The 17,332-nt window shown below is 36.0% G+C and carries 15 protein-coding genes and 3 tRNA genes; 11 read left to right on the top strand and 7 right to left on the bottom strand.

Annotated features, from left to right (window positions below; translation table 11 throughout):
* Nucleotides 1-99 precede the first annotated feature (99 nt).
* The 3 genes from rfbC to ACRD7B_RS09420 are packed head-to-tail and all read left to right on the top strand — an operon-like array spanning nt 100 to nt 3,303.
* Entirely contained in the window at nt 100-651 is a 552-nt protein-coding gene (gene rfbC, locus ACRD7B_RS09430) for a dTDP-4-dehydrorhamnose 3,5-epimerase (protein ID WP_430824283.1), read from the top strand.
* A 3-nt stretch (nt 652-654) separates the two neighbouring features.
* Nucleotides 655-1,527 (top strand): dTDP-4-dehydrorhamnose reductase, encoded by an 873-nt coding sequence (gene rfbD / locus ACRD7B_RS09425; protein ID WP_430824282.1) that lies wholly within the window; start codon nt 655-657, stop codon nt 1,525-1,527.
* Nucleotides 1,528-1,554: 27 nt separating this feature from the next.
* Nucleotides 1,555-3,303, top strand: a complete 1,749-nt coding sequence (locus ACRD7B_RS09420; RefSeq protein ID WP_430824281.1) for a phospho-sugar mutase — start codon at nt 1,555-1,557, stop codon at nt 3,301-3,303.
* Between the two features lie 82 nt (nt 3,304-3,385).
* Here ACRD7B_RS09420 and ACRD7B_RS09415 read toward each other — a convergent pair whose 3' ends face one another.
* Nucleotides 3,386-4,810, bottom strand: a complete 1,425-nt coding sequence (locus ACRD7B_RS09415) for an ATP-dependent DNA helicase (protein WP_430824279.1) — start codon at nt 4,808-4,810, stop codon at nt 3,386-3,388.
* 89 nt (nt 4,811-4,899) lie between these two features.
* Here ACRD7B_RS09415 and ACRD7B_RS09410 point away from each other — a divergent pair, with 89 nt between their 5' ends.
* From ACRD7B_RS09410 to ACRD7B_RS09385, 6 genes are all read left to right on the top strand, one after another.
* On the top strand, nt 4,900-5,532 hold the full coding sequence (locus ACRD7B_RS09410; RefSeq protein WP_430824278.1) for a hypothetical protein: 633 nt from the start codon (nt 4,900-4,902) through the stop codon (nt 5,530-5,532).
* A gap of 4 nt (nt 5,533-5,536) precedes the next feature.
* Nucleotides 5,537-6,391: a DUF3822 family protein gene (locus ACRD7B_RS09405; protein ID WP_430824277.1), complete on the top strand. Its 855-nt coding sequence runs from the start codon at nt 5,537-5,539 to the stop codon at nt 6,389-6,391.
* Nucleotides 6,382-6,924 carry a 16S rRNA (guanine(966)-N(2))-methyltransferase RsmD gene (gene rsmD, locus ACRD7B_RS09400; protein WP_430824275.1) on the top strand — a complete coding sequence of 181 codons (543 nt, stop codon included), beginning with the start codon at nt 6,382-6,384 and terminating at the stop codon, nt 6,922-6,924. The genes ACRD7B_RS09405 and rsmD overlap by 10 nt, the downstream gene beginning before the upstream one ends.
* 261 nt (nt 6,925-7,185) lie before the next feature.
* A tRNA-Asp gene (locus tag ACRD7B_RS09395) sits at nt 7,186-7,259 on the top strand.
* Between the two features lie 34 nt (nt 7,260-7,293).
* Nucleotides 7,294-7,367, top strand: a tRNA-Asp gene (locus tag ACRD7B_RS09390).
* Nucleotides 7,368-7,388: 21 nt separating this feature from the next.
* Nucleotides 7,389-7,462, top strand: a tRNA-Asp gene (locus ACRD7B_RS09385).
* 140 nt (nt 7,463-7,602) lie between these two features.
* On the opposite strand, the gene pyk is transcribed toward ACRD7B_RS09385, so the two are convergent.
* Nucleotides 7,603-9,027 (bottom strand): pyruvate kinase, encoded by a 1,425-nt coding sequence (pyk, locus tag ACRD7B_RS09380; RefSeq protein WP_430824274.1) that lies wholly within the window; start codon nt 9,025-9,027, stop codon nt 7,603-7,605.
* A gap of 96 nt (nt 9,028-9,123) precedes the next feature.
* A complete protein-coding gene (aroQ, locus tag ACRD7B_RS09375; protein ID WP_430824273.1) occupies nt 9,124-9,549 on the bottom strand; it encodes a type II 3-dehydroquinate dehydratase in 426 nt (141 codons plus the stop codon).
* Between the two features lie 192 nt (nt 9,550-9,741).
* Between aroQ and xerD the strand changes: the two genes are divergently transcribed.
* Nucleotides 9,742-10,641, top strand: a complete 900-nt coding sequence (gene xerD, locus ACRD7B_RS09370) for a site-specific tyrosine recombinase XerD (protein ID WP_430824272.1) — start codon at nt 9,742-9,744, stop codon at nt 10,639-10,641.
* Between the two features lie 506 nt (nt 10,642-11,147).
* Nucleotides 11,148-12,764: a phosphoenolpyruvate carboxykinase (ATP) gene (gene pckA, locus ACRD7B_RS09365; RefSeq protein WP_430824271.1), complete on the top strand. Its 1,617-nt coding sequence runs from the start codon at nt 11,148-11,150 to the stop codon at nt 12,762-12,764.
* Nucleotides 12,765-12,817: 53 nt separating this feature from the next.
* Here the strand turns inward: pckA and ACRD7B_RS09360 are convergent, their stop codons facing one another.
* From ACRD7B_RS09360 to ACRD7B_RS09345, 4 genes are all read right to left on the bottom strand, one after another.
* Nucleotides 12,818-13,699 carry a TIGR01777 family oxidoreductase gene (locus tag ACRD7B_RS09360; RefSeq protein ID WP_430824270.1) on the bottom strand — a complete coding sequence of 294 codons (882 nt, stop codon included), beginning with the start codon at nt 13,697-13,699 and terminating at the stop codon, nt 12,818-12,820.
* Between the two features lie 45 nt (nt 13,700-13,744).
* Nucleotides 13,745-14,512: a diadenylate cyclase CdaA gene (gene cdaA / locus ACRD7B_RS09355; RefSeq protein ID WP_430824268.1), complete on the bottom strand. Its 768-nt coding sequence runs from the start codon at nt 14,510-14,512 to the stop codon at nt 13,745-13,747.
* A 9-nt stretch (nt 14,513-14,521) separates the two neighbouring features.
* Nucleotides 14,522-15,373, bottom strand: coding sequence for a dihydropteroate synthase (gene folP, locus ACRD7B_RS09350; protein ID WP_430824267.1), 852 nt, complete (start codon nt 15,371-15,373; stop codon nt 14,522-14,524).
* A 109-nt stretch (nt 15,374-15,482) separates the two neighbouring features.
* The gene (locus ACRD7B_RS09345) at nt 15,483-17,267 is read right to left on the bottom strand and encodes an ABC transporter ATP-binding protein (protein WP_430824266.1); all 1,785 of its coding nucleotides are present in this window, start codon (nt 17,265-17,267) and stop codon (nt 15,483-15,485) included.
* Between the last annotated feature and the right edge of the window lie 65 nt (nt 17,268-17,332).

Raw genomic sequence — 17,332 nt, 5'->3', positions numbered from 1 at the left:
AATACTTATATTTGCGCTAGATTAATAAACCTGATTTTTGAAATACTATAAATCACAACTATAGTTGACTTTACCCAATAATAACATCAACCAATATACATGAAAGTAATTGAGACCAAAATACAAGATTTGCTAATCATTGAACCGCAACTTTTTAAGGATGACAGAGGTTACTTCTATGAAAGTTACAACCACAGTCGATTCAATGAGCATAAGATCAAAGATTCTTTCGTTCAAGATAATATTTCAAAATCATGCTATGGAACGGTGAGAGGTCTGCACTACCAGCTTGCCCCTTATTCTCAATCAAAATTAGTTCAAGTACTTGAAGGAACAGTTTTAGACGTAGCGGTTGATTTGCGTAAAAAATCACCAACTTTTGGTCAACATGTATCAATCGAACTGTCTGCAGAAAATAAAAAGCAGTTCTATATTCCTGAAGGTTTTGCTCATGGTTTTTCAGTATTAACTGAAACAGCAACCTTCATGTATAAATGTAACAATTATTACAATCGAGAGTCGGAAAGAGGAATTGCCTTCAATGATGCTGAACTTGCAATTGATTGGCAAATTCCAAATGAAAAAATAATCATTTCTCACAAAGACAGTGCTCTTCCTTCGTTCAAAGAGGCTGAATATAATTTCCTTTAATAAATGACAAAGGTATTAGTTATAGGCTCAGAAGGTCAGTTGGGGCAGGATATTAAATCTTCTCACACAGTTATAAACAACTGCAATTTTCACTTTACTAGCATTGAATCCCTCAATGTAACTGACCAACAAGCAATAAAAAACACCATTGAGGCTGATAATTATGATTACATCATCAATTGCACAGCTTATACAGCAGTGGATAAGGCAGAAGAAGAAACTATACTCGCCAATGAAATTAATCATATAGCTCTTAAAATAATTGGGGAAGTTAGTGCAAGCACTAACTCAAAAGTAATTCATGTCTCTACGGATTATGTATTTGATGGAAAACAACATCGTCCTTATATTGAATCAGATGACACTTGCCCAAATTCAGTATATGGCAAAACTAAACTACAAGGGGAACAAGAATTATTAAACAGTAATTCTAATTCAATTATTGTCCGTACGTCATGGCTATATTCAATTTATGGTAATAACTTCGTAAAAACAATGATACGTTTAGGGACAGAGCGTGAACAATTGGGTGTAATTTTTGATCAAGTTGGAACCCCAACTTTTTCAAACGATCTTGCCAATGTGATACTACATATTATCAATTGCGACATTGATCAAAGCATACCTTTTTCAAGTGGTATATATCATTACAGTAACGAAGGCGTTTGCTCGTGGTACGATTTCACATTGGCGATCCACCAATTAAATAATATCAGCTGTAAAGTTCTTCCAATCGAAACGAAAGATTACCCAACAGCTGCCCCTCGCCCGCATTATAGCGTTTTAAACAAAGGAAAGATTAAAGACATATATAAGATACAGATACCATACTGGAAAGACAGTTTAAAGAAATGTATCAAAGAATTAAATAGCTAATATCAACACACCAACAAGTATTCTAAAATGCAAAATCAAGACGTATTAACAGAGGTTATCGAAAAGGCACAATCGTGGCTCGATGGCGCATACGACGAGGCAACGAAAGATGCCATCCGTGATTTAATGAACAACGATGACAAAACAGCACTTATTGATTCATTTTATAAAGACCTGGAATTTGGAACCGGTGGTTTAAGAGGAATCATGGGGCCAGGTTCAAACCGCATGAACCGCTATACGGTAGGAGCAGCTACACAAGGGCTGGCAAATTACATTAATAAAGAATTTGCTAACGTTTCAGAAAAAGGTGCAGTGATAGGTTACGACTGTAGAAACAATAGCCGCTTATTTGCCGAAGTGGTGGCTGATATCTTCAGCGCAAATGGGATTAAAGCCTACTTATTTGAGGATTTACGCCCAACTCCTGAAATATCTTATGCTATCCGACAATTGGGTTGTCAAACAGGTGTAATCATCACAGCTTCACATAACCCCAAAGCCTACAATGGTTACAAAGCTTATTGGAATGATGGGGCTCAATTAACTGCACCACATGACACTAATGTAATTGACGAAGTAAACAACATCACTTCGGTTCAGGATATTAAATTCGACGGAAACAAAAGCCTAATTGAAGAATTGGGTGAGGATATGGACAAGCAATTCCTTGACCAAGTAGAATCGTTGGTTTTAGATGCTAATCTCATTAAACGCAACAAAGATCTTAAAATAGTTTATTCACCAATACATGGTACTGGTGTAAAGATGATTCCTGCTGCTCTTCGTCAATGCGGATTTGAGAACGTAATAAACGTACCAGAACAAGACGTAGTTAGTGGCGAATTTCCAACTGTTGTTTCTCCAAATCCGGAAGAGCCAGCAGCACTTGAGATGGCGCTAAATAAAGCACGCGAAACAGATGCTGATATTGTAATGGCATCTGATCCAGATTCTGATCGCTTAGGTATTGCTGTTAAAAATGAAAAAGGTGAATTTATCCTTGTTAATGGTAATCAAACGGCAACACTATTAACTTGGTACATTATAAAGAAATGGAAAGAAACTGGAAAATTAACCGGGAAGGAATACATTGTTAAAACCATTGTAACTACCGAATTAATTAAAGAAATAGCCGTTAAAAACGATGTTGAATATTTTGATGTTTACACCGGTTTTAAATGGATTGCTAAAGTTATTCGTGAGTTAGAAGGAAAGAAGAAATACATTTGTGGTGGCGAAGAATCATACGGATTCCTTCCTGGCGATTACGTACGCGACAAGGATGCAGTGGCTGCTATAACTATCACTGCAGAAATAGCAGCGTGGGCCAAAGATCAAGGTAAAACGTTATTCGATGTTCTTCAAGACATCTATATGGAGTATGGTTTCTCAAAAGAGAAAATGATCTATATTGTTCGCGAAGGAAAAACTGGTGCAGATGAAATTAAGCAATTGATGCAAAATTTCAGAAGTACACCGCCTGTTACTTTAGCTGGAGACAAAATAAAAGTCATTAAAGATTATTCAGTGCTTAAGGCTAAGGATGTACTCAACAAAACGGAAGAAGCAATTGATTTACCAGAAGAATCAAATGTTCTTCAATTCTTCACCGAAAAAGGATATAAAGTTTCGGTTCGACCATCTGGTACAGAGCCTAAAATTAAATTCTATTTTGAAGTTCAGGTACCAATGAATAGTAAAGAAGAATATTATCCTGCCAATGACGAGGCTGATAAAATTATTGATAGCATTGTTAAGGATTTAGGAATTTAATTCGATTTTTCATTAAAATATAAAGGTACACTCGACATAATGAGTGTACCTTTTTTATTTTTGTCAATTCTTTCATGATTTTTTAATCCTGAAAAAACTCATCTTTAAAGTTCACTAAATAAACACGCTCTGTGGCACGAGTAATTGCGGTGTACAACCACCTTAAATAACTTCTTCCCATTTGGTCTTCGGGCACATAACCCTGATCGATAAAAACAGCCTTCCATTGACCACCTTGCGACTTATGGCATGTCATTGCGTAAGCATATTTAACCTGCAGAGCATTGTAATACGGATTCTCTTTTACTTTTTCATATTGTTTTCTCCGCGATTTTTCATCTTGATAATCCTCCATTACCTTATTAAAAAACGTTTCCTGTTCTTCTTTTGAAAAACCTGCGGTATCTGTATGAAGTGCATCCAATACAATTTTAGTATCTATCTCTAGCAATTTATAGTCAGACAAACGTAAAGTAACATTAGCAAAACGACGATCATACAATTCCTCATAACCATTAATTCTAACAACTTCAGCAATATCACCATTAGCAATAAAATCGGCTTCTTTACTATCCTTTAGCCAATGGTAATTATTCTTCATTATCAACAAATGATCCGTCGAGGTTAATTCCTCCTCTCGAAAAAGAACACTGTTTCGAATACCCTGATTAAATAAATTAGCTCTTTTATTCGACCGACAAACGACCAATGTTTCATCTAAACCATAATTATCCTGACACCAGGTTAACTCATCAATTAACTCCTCACCTGTAATGCGTCGAAAATCAGGATATCCTTCGGCTTCTAGATCAGGAAAAACAGGTTCACTTAACTGCTCATCAAGTAAGAACCTTAGTTTAGTCGCATTATAAAGTATTCCACTATCTTCTTCTTGTCTTACAACCTCACTTAAAAAATAGTCAATCACATTAAGCCCCAAACTTCTCAAATTATCCTTATCCAGAGCAGGACTATCATCGAAACCAACTGGTGGCAACTGAGCCACATCTCCTATAATAACAAGCTTGCATTTGCCTTTGCCGAAAACAAAATTTAATAAATCCTCAAGTAGGCGGCCCGAACCAAACATAGTATAATCCAAGCTACTATTCGAAATCATCGACGCTTCATCCACAATAAAAATGGCATCTTTTGATTTATTGTAATTTAAATGAAAATTTGAAAAATCATTATTTGATGCTTCTCGTCGATAAATCTGTTTATGGATGGTAAAAGCTGATTTTTGAGTATAAGCACTTAAAACTTTAGCTGCCCTACCTGTAGGTGCCATCATCTGAAATGGAATATCCATATCATCCAACACATCCGTAAAAGCTTTCATTAAGGATGTTTTACCTGTACCAGCATATCCTTTAATCAAACAAACAGAATCTGATTCTTCACTCATCACAAAATTTCCTAAGCCATCAATTAAATTTGCTTGAGAAAATGTTGGTTCGAAACTAAATTTGTCCCTAATTAAGCTTGATATATGATTATTTAGCATTTTTAATGTAGATAAAGCATTTTAGAAAATCATAATTTGATTTTTTTTTTAAATTTGTGCATTCAAACTAAAACAAAATTCCAAAGATAATGAAAACAGTTATTCAGATTGTCCTTGTTGTTGCTATAATTGCCTTAGGCTATTTGTGCGTTGAAAGTATTAACAAACCAATTCGTTTTCAGGAGCAGCACGCTCTTAGAAAAGAAGCTAATGTGGAAAAATTGATGTATACCCGTGACGCTCAGGTAGCGTACAAATCGGTACACAACAAATACACAGGTAGCTTTGACACCTTAATCAACTTTATTTTAAGCGATTCTTTACCATTGGTTAAGAAAGAAGGAAGTCTTACTGACAGTATGTTAGAAGCAGGTATTACAGAGATTAAAGCCTTGGCACTTGGTATCATCAAAAGGGATACAATTAGAGTAAGTGTGAAAGATTCTCTTTTCCCGGCAAATTATGCTGTAGATTCTTTAGCTTTCATTCCATTTGTTGATGGTGACGAGAAATTTGTAATGGGATCAGGTGTTGTTGTTACCGGTTCTGGTGTTAAAGTTCAGGTTTTCGAAGCTAAAGTTCACAACAATGTATACTTAAAAGGACTTGAAGCACAAGAAGTAATTAACCTTAATGACAAGACACAAAAATTAGAAAGATATCCAGGACTTAAAGTTGGTTCTTTAGAAGCAGCAAACAATAACGCTGGTAACTGGGAGTAAGACCATGTCAAATACATACGTTGTTGACCAGTCGTTTGACGAAAGTATAACAACATCTTATTTTTTGTCCATCCGAAGCAGTTCGGATGGACTTTCTTTTTCTGTACTGGATCCTGTAGTAAATAATTACATCGCTTTTGTTCACCTTCCATTTAACGATCAGAGTAAAGAGGGAATAAAAACACAAGAGGCCTTGTTAACCGAAAAGCTACTACAATTCTCATACAAAAAAGTGCTATTTATGCTGGATAGTAATAAAGCTACACTTGTTCCTACGGCTTTATACGATCCTGCGAAAAAAGGTGATCTATTTAAATTGAATCATAATATTGAACTGGAAGATGTTGAATTGCAAGTTCAAAAAATAAAAATGGCTGATGCCTGGAATATTTTTAGCGTTCCAAAATTCCTATACCATTTAGCCAAAACACAATTCGAATCTATTTCGTTTTACCAGCACTATTCCCCGTTCGTTGAAACCTGTTTGCTATCGAGTTTAAACAATAAACAGAAAAGCATCATTCACATAGGAATACATGCTGACTTCTTTGATATTGTAGTATTAGAATCTCGCAAACTCAAACTGTGCAATTCATTTAAATACAACAATGTCAACGACTTTATCTATTTTGTTCTCTATACCTTTGAGCAACTCGAACTAGCATCAAACAGTACTACTGTTCTAATGCATGGTATAAACGACCGACAAAATACCTTATATCAAAATTTGAAAAAATATTTACGCCAAACACAAATAGCTCCCCTTTCCTACCATTTCAATTACAGTTCTGGTTTAAAAATTTCAGAAAGTGATAAACAGATTGAACACAACCTATTTAATCTAGCCATATGCGTGTAATAAGCGGAAAACTCAAAGGAAGACGATTTTCACCACCAAAAAGCTTTAAGGCAAGACCAACAACTGACATTGCACGCGAAAGCCTTTTTAATATCCTTAATAATCGTATTAGCTTTGATGAATTAAAGGTGCTTGACCTATTTGGTGGAACCGGAAGCATATCCTATGAATTTGCGTCTCGAGGCTGTGAGAACATCACTACGGTTGAAATGAACTACAAGCATTATAGCTTTATTAAATCTACCTGCAATGAGTTTGAGCTCGATAAACAAATTAAGGTGTTTAAAGCGGACGTATTTAAGTTTATTTCAAAATGCACAGAGCAGTTCGACCTGGTTTTTGCCGATCCGCCATTCGATATGCATAATTTCGAAGCGATTCCTGATATCTTTTTTAAATATGATCTACTTAAGTCTGATGCAATTTTCATTCTCGAACATTCTGATAAAATGAGCTTTGAGAACCACCTGAATTTTATGGAAGTAAAGAAATATGGCAAAGTGCATTTTAGCTTTTTCAGCAAAGAAAAATAGCTTATTAAAGAATATGAATATTTTTTATGGCTTTAAAATATTGAATTCAAACCTCCTACCTGAAACAAGCTTAAAAATACGATACTCAAATTAAAATTGGTATTGCATAATAAAAAAGAAGCACTATCTTTGCATCGCTTTCAGAAAGAGCAAGGACTTGATTTAATTCAAAAGCTTGCCAGCATTGAGTTGTAGAGAGCAAAAATGTAAATTTAAACGTCGAATTTACAAAGCAATTTTTACTGATATGAAATCTAAACTGGTCTGGTAGTTCAGTTGGTTAGAATGCCGGCCTGTCACGCCGGAGGTCGCGGGTTCGAGTCCCGTCCAGACCGCATTGTTTAGTTTCATTATATAGATTCAAAAACTGGTCTGGTAGTTCAGTTGGTTAGAATGCCGGCCTGTCACGCCGGAGGTCGCGGGTTCGAGTCCCGTCCAGACCGCTTTTTTTTGAATCACTACCGGGTCTGGTAGTTCAGTTGGTTAGAATGCCGGCCTGTCACGCCGGAGGTCGCGGGTTCGAGTCCCGTCCAGACCGCATTAAGGGAGCAATAGCTCCCTTTTTTGTTTTTACACATTTCCTAACTTAAACAAGTTGGATACCCCACCACAAAAAAGGATACAAAAAAGCCGGCTTAACAACCGGCTCTTTGACATTATCATGTTTACTTATCAAATCTACTCATTCTCGACCTTCTTAAGTAAATCTTTTACAGTAATAATTTCCAAATAAGTAGTACCTCCACCTATTCCAAAACTACCACCTAAATAGGCCACTAAATCATCTTCACCTAGTATATCCTTCTTTTTAAGCTTTTTTAATGTCTTCTTAAGGATTTCTTTCTTGTTAGATCCTTCTTCCATTAAACGAGGAAAAACACCATATGAAAGAGCTAATTGGCGCCCAACGTTTTGATTGTAAGACAAAGCATAAACCGGACATCCACCCCTAAAGGCAGCTAAGTAACGTGCTGTTTTACCAGTTAAGCTATCAGTTAATACAGCTTTCACATCCAACAAGCGACTTGCTTTTACAGCTGTATCAGCCAAATATGCAGTTACATCTTTTTCGCCCTTTGGCACAGGAATATCATTTCGCGAATCTTTCGATGCCTCTACCTCTTTTGCTATTTTAGCCATCGTCTGCACAGCCTCAACCGGATAGCTACCATAAGCTGTTTCTCCACTTAACATGATAGCATCAGTACGATAATAAATAGCATTTGCCACATCTGTAACTTCTGCACGTGTCGGACGCGGGTTTTTAATCATCGAATGCAACATCTGAGTAGCAACAATAACCGGCTTTTTAGCTTCAACACATCTACGAATCATTTGACGCTGTAAACCTGGAATTTTTTCCTGAGCGATTTCAATACCTAAATCACCACGAGCTACCATTACACCGTGTACATGCTCAAGTATTTCATCCAAATTCTCAACACCTTCCTCGTTTTCAATCTTAGCAATAATTTTCATTGGGCTCTCCATCTCATTTAAGATTTGTTGAACCTCAATTACGTCTTCCTTATTACGAACAAAGGAATGAGCAACAAAGTCAATATTATTCTCCGCTGCAAATCGAATGAAATTTTTATCCTTATCGGTAACCGATGGCAAACTAATTCGAACACCAGGAACATTTACACTTTTTCTACTTCCAAGCGCTCCATCATTTAATACTGTGCACACCAATGCATCATCCTCTTTGGAATCAACTACCATATCAATCTCACCATCATCAATCAACATATGACCACCCACTGGCATATCTCTAACAAAATGCTCGTAACTCACACAGATACAATCCTTGGTCGATATGCCTTCAATATCACCCTTAACCCTAACAACATCGCCAGTTTTTAATTCGATATCATCCTCACACTTTGTTGTACGAATCTCAGGCCCCTTGGTATCAATCAATACTGCAATTTTATCAGAGACGGCACGCACATTATCAATCACCTTCTTTACTCCTTCAAAATCTTGATGCGCAGTATTTAAGCGAACAACATTCATTCCCGACTTATACAACTTTTTTAAAAAATCAACTTCACAATGTCGATCTGAAATTGTAGCAACAATTTTCGTAAACTTCTTCATAACTTAATTTTTCTTGGTGGTATGCAACAATATACCATCATTTGAAACAGCCCTTCCCCAGCTTAATCCAAATGAGTGAACACGTTTATTTAATTATTATTTATTTGATTTTATTATAGCTTCAATTGCTAAACGATAAGAGTCTAAGCCAAATCCGGAAATACTACCCAGGCAAACCGGACTAATAAAAGAATGATGTCTTACGGCCTCTCGTTTAAAAACATTACTTATATGCACTTCTACTACATGAGTTTGAACCGCCGATATAGCATCTGCAATAGCCAATGACGTATGAGTGAAGGCACCAGCATTAAGTACAATACCATCAATATCAAAACCCACTGAGTGTATTTTGTCTAAAATATCTCCCTCATGATTAGATTGATAATATGACAAATTAAGGCTTTTGTAATTCTGGCTTAACTCTTCGAAATAATCTTCAAATGTTTGGCTTCCATAAATAGAAGGCTCTCGCTTGCCCAACAAATTCAGATTAGGACCATTAATTATTAAGATATTCATACAGTCGTTTAGAATAAATCCTGCTGCAAAATTACGATTGTTTTATCGAATAAAAAACAAAACGCAGACACAAATGTGACAGAAATCACCTTTATAGTAATAATTTTTAGTAAAATCCTTGATCGTTATGAATGTAATATTTATTTTTACTGATACTATAATTATCGGGAAATATAGTTAAACGCAAAAATTATGAATTGGGAATCAGAAATTAGCGAGTTCCGAAATTACCTAAAAATTGAAAAGGGTTTATCAGAAAACTCTATTCATGCTTACGTAACGGACCTTACAAAACTAGTTACCTTTCTAGAAGACAAAGGTAAGAAAAAGGGACCAGAAGATGTTATTCTTGCTGACCTTAAGGAAATGATGGAGTGGATTGGACATAGGGGGATAAGTCCACGCACTCAAGCCAGAGTTATAAGTGGGATTAAATCGTTCTACAAATTCTTATTAATTGAAGAAAAAGTAGACAGAGATCCAACAGCTCTTCTTGAATCGCCAAAAATTGGCCGCAAGCTACCGGATATTTTAACGGTTGAAGAAATTGACACAATCATCAATGCTGTAGACATTAAAAAACCAGAAGGTCAAAGAAACAAGGCCATTTTGGAAACACTATACAGCTGTGGACTTCGTGTCTCAGAGTTGATCGAGTTAAAGATCTCCAACCTTTTCTTCGAATCAGGCTTTATTAAAATTGAGGGCAAAGGCAACAAAGAACGCCTAGTTCCAATCAGCACAAAGGCCATTAAGGAAATAAACTTATATTTAAGCGAATATCGCCGAAACTTGAACATCTTTAAAGATGATGAAGATGTATTGTTTTTGAATCGTAGAGGAAAAAAACTTTCTCGCGTAATGATATTCACTATTATTAAGAACTTGACGAAACGTTTAGGCTTTACTAAAAACATAAGCCCGCATACCTTCCGTCATTCATTCGCTACACATTTAATTGATGGTGGAGCTAACTTAAGAGCTGTTCAAGAAATGTTAGGTCACGAATCAATTATTACGACTGAAATTTACACTCATTTGGATAAGGAGTATTTAAAAAACACTTTAATACAGTTCCATCCAAGGTCGTAAATCAATAAATTACAAGCAAAAGAAAACGCATCGTGAAAACGGTGCGTTTTTTTTTATACCTTAACTACATGTTATCAATCACCACCAACTACAACATGACAAAAACCCAATAATACCCTATTATTTTTATATATCACAAATCGCAAACCGCTCTAAATCATATTGTTAACAGCATTTCTATCTATCAATCCGTAAGTGGTTTTATGATTTTTGTCACAATTGATTTTTTATCACTCTAATAATCAGGACAATACAAGGATAAAAATAAGAAAGTTCGAAAAAGAGTTGTTTTTCGCTAAACTATTAACAAATATTAGCGGTTATATTAGTCAACGTAAAAACGATAAACAACTGTATTAAAGAACTTTTTCCTCAATACTAGTTGTTTCTTTTTTTTAATTAAAGTTTAAAATTGTTAATAAAATATTAGTAATTGATAAAATAAACACAACAAACATCAATATTAACTTTCAATTCATAAGTAAACCTCTTACAAACTCTCAAGAATGGAAGCAATTAAATCTATGGTCAACCTAGAAAAGTATGGTATCACTGATGTCGCAGATACTATTTACAACCCTACGTACGACTTTTTGTACAACGAAGAGATAAACCCAAATCTTCAAGGTTATGAGAAAGGTCAAATCTCAGAACTTGGTGCAATCAATGTAATGACTGGAGAATTCACTGGTCGTTCACCAAAGGACAAATACATTGTAGAAGACAACATTACAAAATCTACAATTTGGTGGACTTCTGAAAAAGCAAAGAACGACAATAAGCCTTTGTCGCAAGAAACTTGGAATGATCTTAAAACTACTGTAACAAAATCACTTAGTGGGAAATCACTTTTTGTGGTTGACACATTTTGCGGTGCGAATGAAAATACGCGCCTTAAAGTCCGATTTATTACTGAAGTTGCATGGCAAGCCCACTTTGTTAAAAACATGTTTATCAGACCCAATGAAGAAGAACTAGAAAGATATGGCGAACCAGATTTTGTTGTACTTAACGCCTCAAAGGCAAGCAATGAAAAATGGAAAGAACATGGAATGAATTCTGAAGTTTTCACCGTATTTAATCTAAGTGAAAAAATGCAGATCATCGGTGGCACCTGGTATGGTGGCGAGATGAAAAAGGGTTTGTTTGCCATGATGAATTACTATTTGCCCTTAAATGGCATATCATCTATGCATTGCTCAGCAAACAAAGGAAAAAATGGCGATGTGGCCATTTTCTTTGGCTTATCCGGAACCGGAAAAACAACCCTTTCTACTGATCCTAAAAGAGAGCTGATAGGTGATGATGAACACGGATGGGATGATGATGGCGTATTCAACTTCGAAGGTGGATGTTATGCAAAAACCATCAATCTTAGTGCAGAAAATGAGCCCGACATATACCAAGCTATCAGAAGAGATGCACTATTGGAAAATGTTACACTCGACAGCAATGGAAAAATAGATTTTAGTGATAATTCAATTACTGAGAATACACGTGTTTCCTATCCTATTCATCACATCGAAAACATAGTTAGGCCTGTTTCAAAAGCTGGTCACGCTAATAAAGTTATTTTTCTTACAGCTGATGCCTTTGGTGTGATGCCACCGGTATCAAAACTTACACCTGAACAAACCAAATATCATTTTCTTTCAGGATTTACTGCCAAACTCGCGGGTACAGAAAGAGGCATAACAGAACCTAAGCCAACCTTTTCAGCTTGTTTTGGAGAAGCCTTTCTTTCGCTTCATCCAACAAAATATGGAAAAGAATTAGTAAGAAAAATGAAAGCTCATAATGCAACAGCCTATTTGGTAAATACCGGATGGAATGGAACAGGTAACCGCATCTCAATAAAAGATACCAGAGCAATAATTGATGCCATACTTGATGGATCAATTGAAAAGGCCGAAACTAAAACGATTCCAATTTTCAACCTGGAAGTACCAACAGCCTTACACGATGTAGATACGAATATTCTTGACCCTCGTAGTACCTATGACAATAGAAGTGAATGGTATAAACGTTCTGAAAATCTTGCCAATAAGTTTATCCAAAATTTCGACAAATACACTGATAATGAAGAAGGAAAAGCTTTAGTAAAGGCAGGACCTCAATTATAAATCAAAAAAAAACGCAAACCTGATTTAATAAAATAGAGTGCTAAAACAGTGCTCTATTTTAATAAATCATCCAATACCGATTCGATGTTTGGATAGGCGAAATGGAAATCATCTTTTAACATACGATCAGGTATAACTTTCTGACCTGAAAGCAGCATCACTGCACCTTCGCCCACAAGTTTTTTAAGCAGCCATTCCGAAACCTTCAGCTTAACAGACTTTTTCGTTTTAATAGCTATAGCATCGCATAACTCTTTGTTGGAAATCATTTGTGGCGCAACAAAATTATAAATACCACCCGAAGCCTCACGCTTTAGTAAGTACCACATACCACTTAAAACATCTTTGATATGTATAAATGGGAAAACCTGATGCCCATCTCCTAGTACAGCTCCTAAGCCAAGCTTAAAAGGCTTTACTAACTCGGTAAAAGCACCACCTTCTGAACCAAGCACAACTCCTAAGCGAACAATACATAAACGCACTCCCTCAATGGATTGTGCACTATAAGCTTCCCTCTCCCACTTTTGGCAAACCTTACTTAAAAAATCATTGGAGTAATTTGTTGAAAACTCATCATGTACCTCAAATGAATCATAAATCCCCACAGCCGATGCTGAAATAAAAAGACCAGGTTTACATTCCATTAAACGCATAGCTGCTACAATTTTTTGAGTAAGCTCTATCCGACTGTCAAGTATTTCTTTCTTATAATTGTCGGTCCATCTTTTGCCAATAGATGCACCTGCCAAATTTATTATGCTTTCGCACCCCTCCAATTCATTGGCCAACTTATCAGGTGAATATCCCAAAACTCTTCGCGTCAGAGAAACCACTTCGAACCCGTTGTGCTGTAAAAACGATTTCAGCTTACGGCCAATAAAACCCGTCACACCGCTAATGGCAATTTTATTTGAATTCTTACTGTTAAGCATTATATAATTTCATTACTTTTCCGCTAATTATCAAGTCTTGCGTGTCTATACTTTATCCAACAACTCCTGCAGCTCTTCCGGACTTACCCCCATCTCCATCTGCCCCTTACTAAAAAAGGATATACGGCCTGTTTCCTCTGATACAACAATAGCAACTGCATTAGTTGTTTCGGTAATCCCCATGGCCGCACGATGTCGTAATCCAACTTTCTTTGGTAAATCTCTATTTTGCGAAACAGGCAAGATGCAACCTGCAGCCTTTATCTTATTTCGTGTAATTATGACAGCGCCATCATGCAATGGACTGTTCTTAAAAAAAATATTCTCCAATAATTGAGTTGATATTACCCCATTAATCAACTCACCCGTTTGCACATAATCGATTAATTCAGAATCTTTTGAGATAACAATTAACGCTCCTGTTTTCGTTTTTGTTAAAGCAGAACACGCCCTCACAACCGGCTTATTATAAATATCCATCATCCCTTTGGACTCACTCATAAAAACCTTATCCAACGAAAATCGAGTAGTAAGATTATATTTCGATCCTAACAGCAGCAAAAATCGCCTGATTTCCTGCTGAAAAACAACTATAAATGCTATTACACCAACATTCACAAAATTATCCATGATGCTTGATGACAATTGCATATTAAATGCCTTTATCAATAACCAAAACAGAACAAAAGCGAATATTCCAATCAAAATATTCAAGGCAACCGTCCCTTTTATGAGCTTATAAACTCTAAACATTAGGTAGGCCACAAGAACAATATCGACCAGATCAATTAAGCGAATATCCAGAAAAGTCATCTAGTAATTTTAGGCTTTTAAAAGTTGCTGCACTAATTTAACACATTCTACGGCTTCTTTAACATCATGCACCCTTAAAATATTTGCTCCATTTAAAAGAGCAATGGTATTTAAAGCTGTAGTGCCATTAAGTGCATCTTTAGGATTAATATCCAAACCCCTACATATCATTGATTTACGAGATACACCAGCTAATATTGGCACATCAAATAATTCAAATTGTTTTAAGGCCGATAAAAGTTGATAATTATGCTCTAAGGTTTTCCCAAAGCCAAAACCAGGATCAAGAATAATGTCTTTTTGCCCCAAGGCTCTTAATTTCATAATCTGCTGAGAGAAAAACAAAGAAACTTCCTTCACCACATTTTTGTAAGAAGGATCTTTCTGCATATCCTTTGGTGTACCTTTCATATGCATTAAAACATACGGTACAGAAAGAGAAGACACTGTTTCAAACATTTTTTCGTCACCTAAGCCTCCCGAAATATCATTAATGATATCGACATTAAAATTTCTGACAACTTCTTCTGCAACCGATGCCCTAAAAGTATCAACGGAAATTACAATATTCGGATGCTTTTTGCGAATTATCTCAAGTGCCCGCACTAATCGATTTAATTCCTCTTTTTCTTCAACATCATCAGCACCAGGCCTGGATGAATAGGCACCTACATCAATAATATCAGCACCTTCCACAATCAATTGTTCACAGCGCTGTTCTATATCTCGTGCTATCTGATAATTACCCCCATCGTAAAACGAATCAGGTGTAATATTAAGTATACCCATAACCTTGGGCGTATCAAATGACACTAAATCACCCTTAATATTAATGGTCAATTTACTCGACGAAGTATTCATGTTTGAATTCAAAAAATTACTGATGTATTATAAAAACGATTGCGTCAAGCACAAAAGTACAATTTTAGATACAACTTCAGTAATTTCTTGAATTGGTAGTACTTTTAAACTATATAAGATTTTGCTCTATCCCTTGTAATGTGGACAGCTTCTTATAATATCCACTTTCCATTGACAATAACTCTTCATGTTTACCTTGCTCAACGATCGTGCCTTTATCCATTACAAATATTTGATCTGCACTTTTTATGGTTGATAAACGATGCGCTATAACAATAGTTGTTCGACCTTTCATAAGCGTTTTAAGCGCTTCTTGAACTAATTTTTCAGAATTAGAATCCAGAGCTGAGGTCGCCTCATCAAGAATGAGAATTCGCGGATTACGAAGTAAAGCACGGGCAATAGCAATGCGTTGGCGCTGTCCCCCTGACAGTTGAGTTCCGCGTTCGCCTACAATGGTATCCAACCCTTCTTCAAATCCTTCGATAAACTCCATGGCATTGGCGCTCTGTGCTGCACTTATTATTTCCTCTTCATTGGCACTTGATCGACCATAGGCTATATTTTCACGAATTGTTCCTCCAAACAGAAAAATATCTTGCGGAACCAATGCCATTTGATACCTAAGAATCGACAGTTCCATTTCACTGGAAGGCCTATCATCAAATAATATTTGCCCTTTCGACAATTCATGTAAGCGATAAAGCAAAGCAGTAATAGTCGTTTTTCCAGCACCACTAGCTCCTACAAAAGCCACCATTTGATCACGCTCAACCTTTAAATTAATATCATTTAAGACGTTTGTATCTGGTCTTGACGGATAGGCAAAAGACAAGTTCTTAATTTCTATCGTCCCTTTTAACACATCGTTTGCAGGCAACTCTACAACTTCCTTTAAATCTTCTTCCTTTTCTCTGGATATATCAAACAAATCCTCAATCGCACCTAAAAAATGTTGAATGCGCGTAAAGACACTAGCCATTCCGCCAATTGTTCCTCCAATAATTCCAGAATACATTACAAATGAAATTAAATTACCAGAATCCATTTCACCTGAAGACAATAAAGAGGCTGCTCTCCAAACCACAGCCACAAGGGAACCAAATAATCCAAAAACCAAGAATGAACCAAATGCACCACGGTAAACACCTCCTTTTATACCAATTTTCGCAATCTCTTGCACCTTATTCTTATATCGTGCCATCTCAAAGAATTCATTGGTATAAGATTTAACACTCTGAATGCCTTGCAAGGTTTCTTCTACAATGGTATTTGATTCTGCCACCTCTGCTTGAGCTTTTTTAGAATACCTTCTAATAAATCGCCCAAACACAACAGCCAAAACGACAACAGCAGGAATAATTGCCAGCATAAACAAGGTTAGCTTTGGAAACACATATAACATATAGGCTATACCACCAATTATTATTATTAATTGCCTAACAACCTCTGCCAACGTTGTTGTTAATGTTTCCTGCAACAATGATACATCTGCTGAAATTCTACTATTCAACTCACCTACTCTACGCTTCTCAAAAAAGAATAGTGGTAATTTGATTAAATGATTATAGGTAAATTGACGTAGGTCAGCCAAAGTTTTCTCAGTAACTCGAACAAATAGAAACGTTCGGAAATAGGAAAAGAATGATTGAAACAATAGAAGCACTCCTAAAAGAAGTGCTATACTATTTATTTTTTCAGCTAATAAACCACTACTACCTGCACTCACTAAGTCGCCTAATAGTTTGGGAAACATTAAGGTTGTTACACTAGAACCTACAAGTGCAACCATTCCTAAATAAAACTCAATACGGTAAGGTTTTATAAAACGATACAACTGAACAGCCTCTTTTAAACTGCTCTTGCTTATTTTTTTCTTCTTTATTTCTGCCATAATTATTTATTACTTGTAATGTAACAAACCACAGGCAAAATGTTTCGCAATATCAACAAATACAT

The organism is Carboxylicivirga fragile (assembly GCF_050589805.1).
Lineage (GTDB): Bacteria > Bacteroidota > Bacteroidia > Bacteroidales > Marinilabiliaceae > Carboxylicivirga > Carboxylicivirga fragile.
The sequence above is the reverse complement of the archived record's forward strand: the minus strand, read 5'-3'. Positions and strand labels throughout refer to the sequence as shown.

Bases quoted from the DNA above. Each gene is read 5' to 3' on its own strand.
- rfbC (WP_430824283.1), top strand. From the start codon at position 100: ATGAAAGTAATTGAGACCAAAATACAAGATTTGCTAATCATTGAACCG.
- rfbD (WP_430824282.1), top strand. From the start codon at position 655: ATGACAAAGGTATTAGTTATAGGCTCAGAAGGTCAGTTGGGGCAGGAT.
- ACRD7B_RS09420 (WP_430824281.1), top strand. From the start codon at position 1,555: ATGCAAAATCAAGACGTATTAACAGAGGTTATCGAAAAGGCACAATCG.
- ACRD7B_RS09415 (WP_430824279.1), bottom strand. From the start codon at position 4,810: ATGCTAAATAATCATATATCAAGCTTAATTAGGGACAAATTTAGTTTC.
- ACRD7B_RS09410 (WP_430824278.1), top strand. From the start codon at position 4,900: ATGAAAACAGTTATTCAGATTGTCCTTGTTGTTGCTATAATTGCCTTA.
- ACRD7B_RS09405 (WP_430824277.1), top strand. From the start codon at position 5,537: ATGTCAAATACATACGTTGTTGACCAGTCGTTTGACGAAAGTATAACA.
- rsmD (WP_430824275.1), top strand. From the start codon at position 6,382: ATGCGTGTAATAAGCGGAAAACTCAAAGGAAGACGATTTTCACCACCA.
- pyk (WP_430824274.1), bottom strand. From the start codon at position 9,027: ATGAAGAAGTTTACGAAAATTGTTGCTACAATTTCAGATCGACATTGT.
- aroQ (WP_430824273.1), bottom strand. From the start codon at position 9,549: ATGAATATCTTAATAATTAATGGTCCTAATCTGAATTTGTTGGGCAAG.
- xerD (WP_430824272.1), top strand. From the start codon at position 9,742: ATGAATTGGGAATCAGAAATTAGCGAGTTCCGAAATTACCTAAAAATT.
- pckA (WP_430824271.1), top strand. From the start codon at position 11,148: ATGGAAGCAATTAAATCTATGGTCAACCTAGAAAAGTATGGTATCACT.
- ACRD7B_RS09360 (WP_430824270.1), bottom strand. From the start codon at position 13,699: ATGCTTAACAGTAAGAATTCAAATAAAATTGCCATTAGCGGTGTGACG.
- cdaA (WP_430824268.1), bottom strand. From the start codon at position 14,512: ATGACTTTTCTGGATATTCGCTTAATTGATCTGGTCGATATTGTTCTT.
- folP (WP_430824267.1), bottom strand. From the start codon at position 15,373: ATGAATACTTCGTCGAGTAAATTGACCATTAATATTAAGGGTGATTTA.
- ACRD7B_RS09345 (WP_430824266.1), bottom strand. From the start codon at position 17,267: ATGGCAGAAATAAAGAAGAAAAAAATAAGCAAGAGCAGTTTAAAAGAG.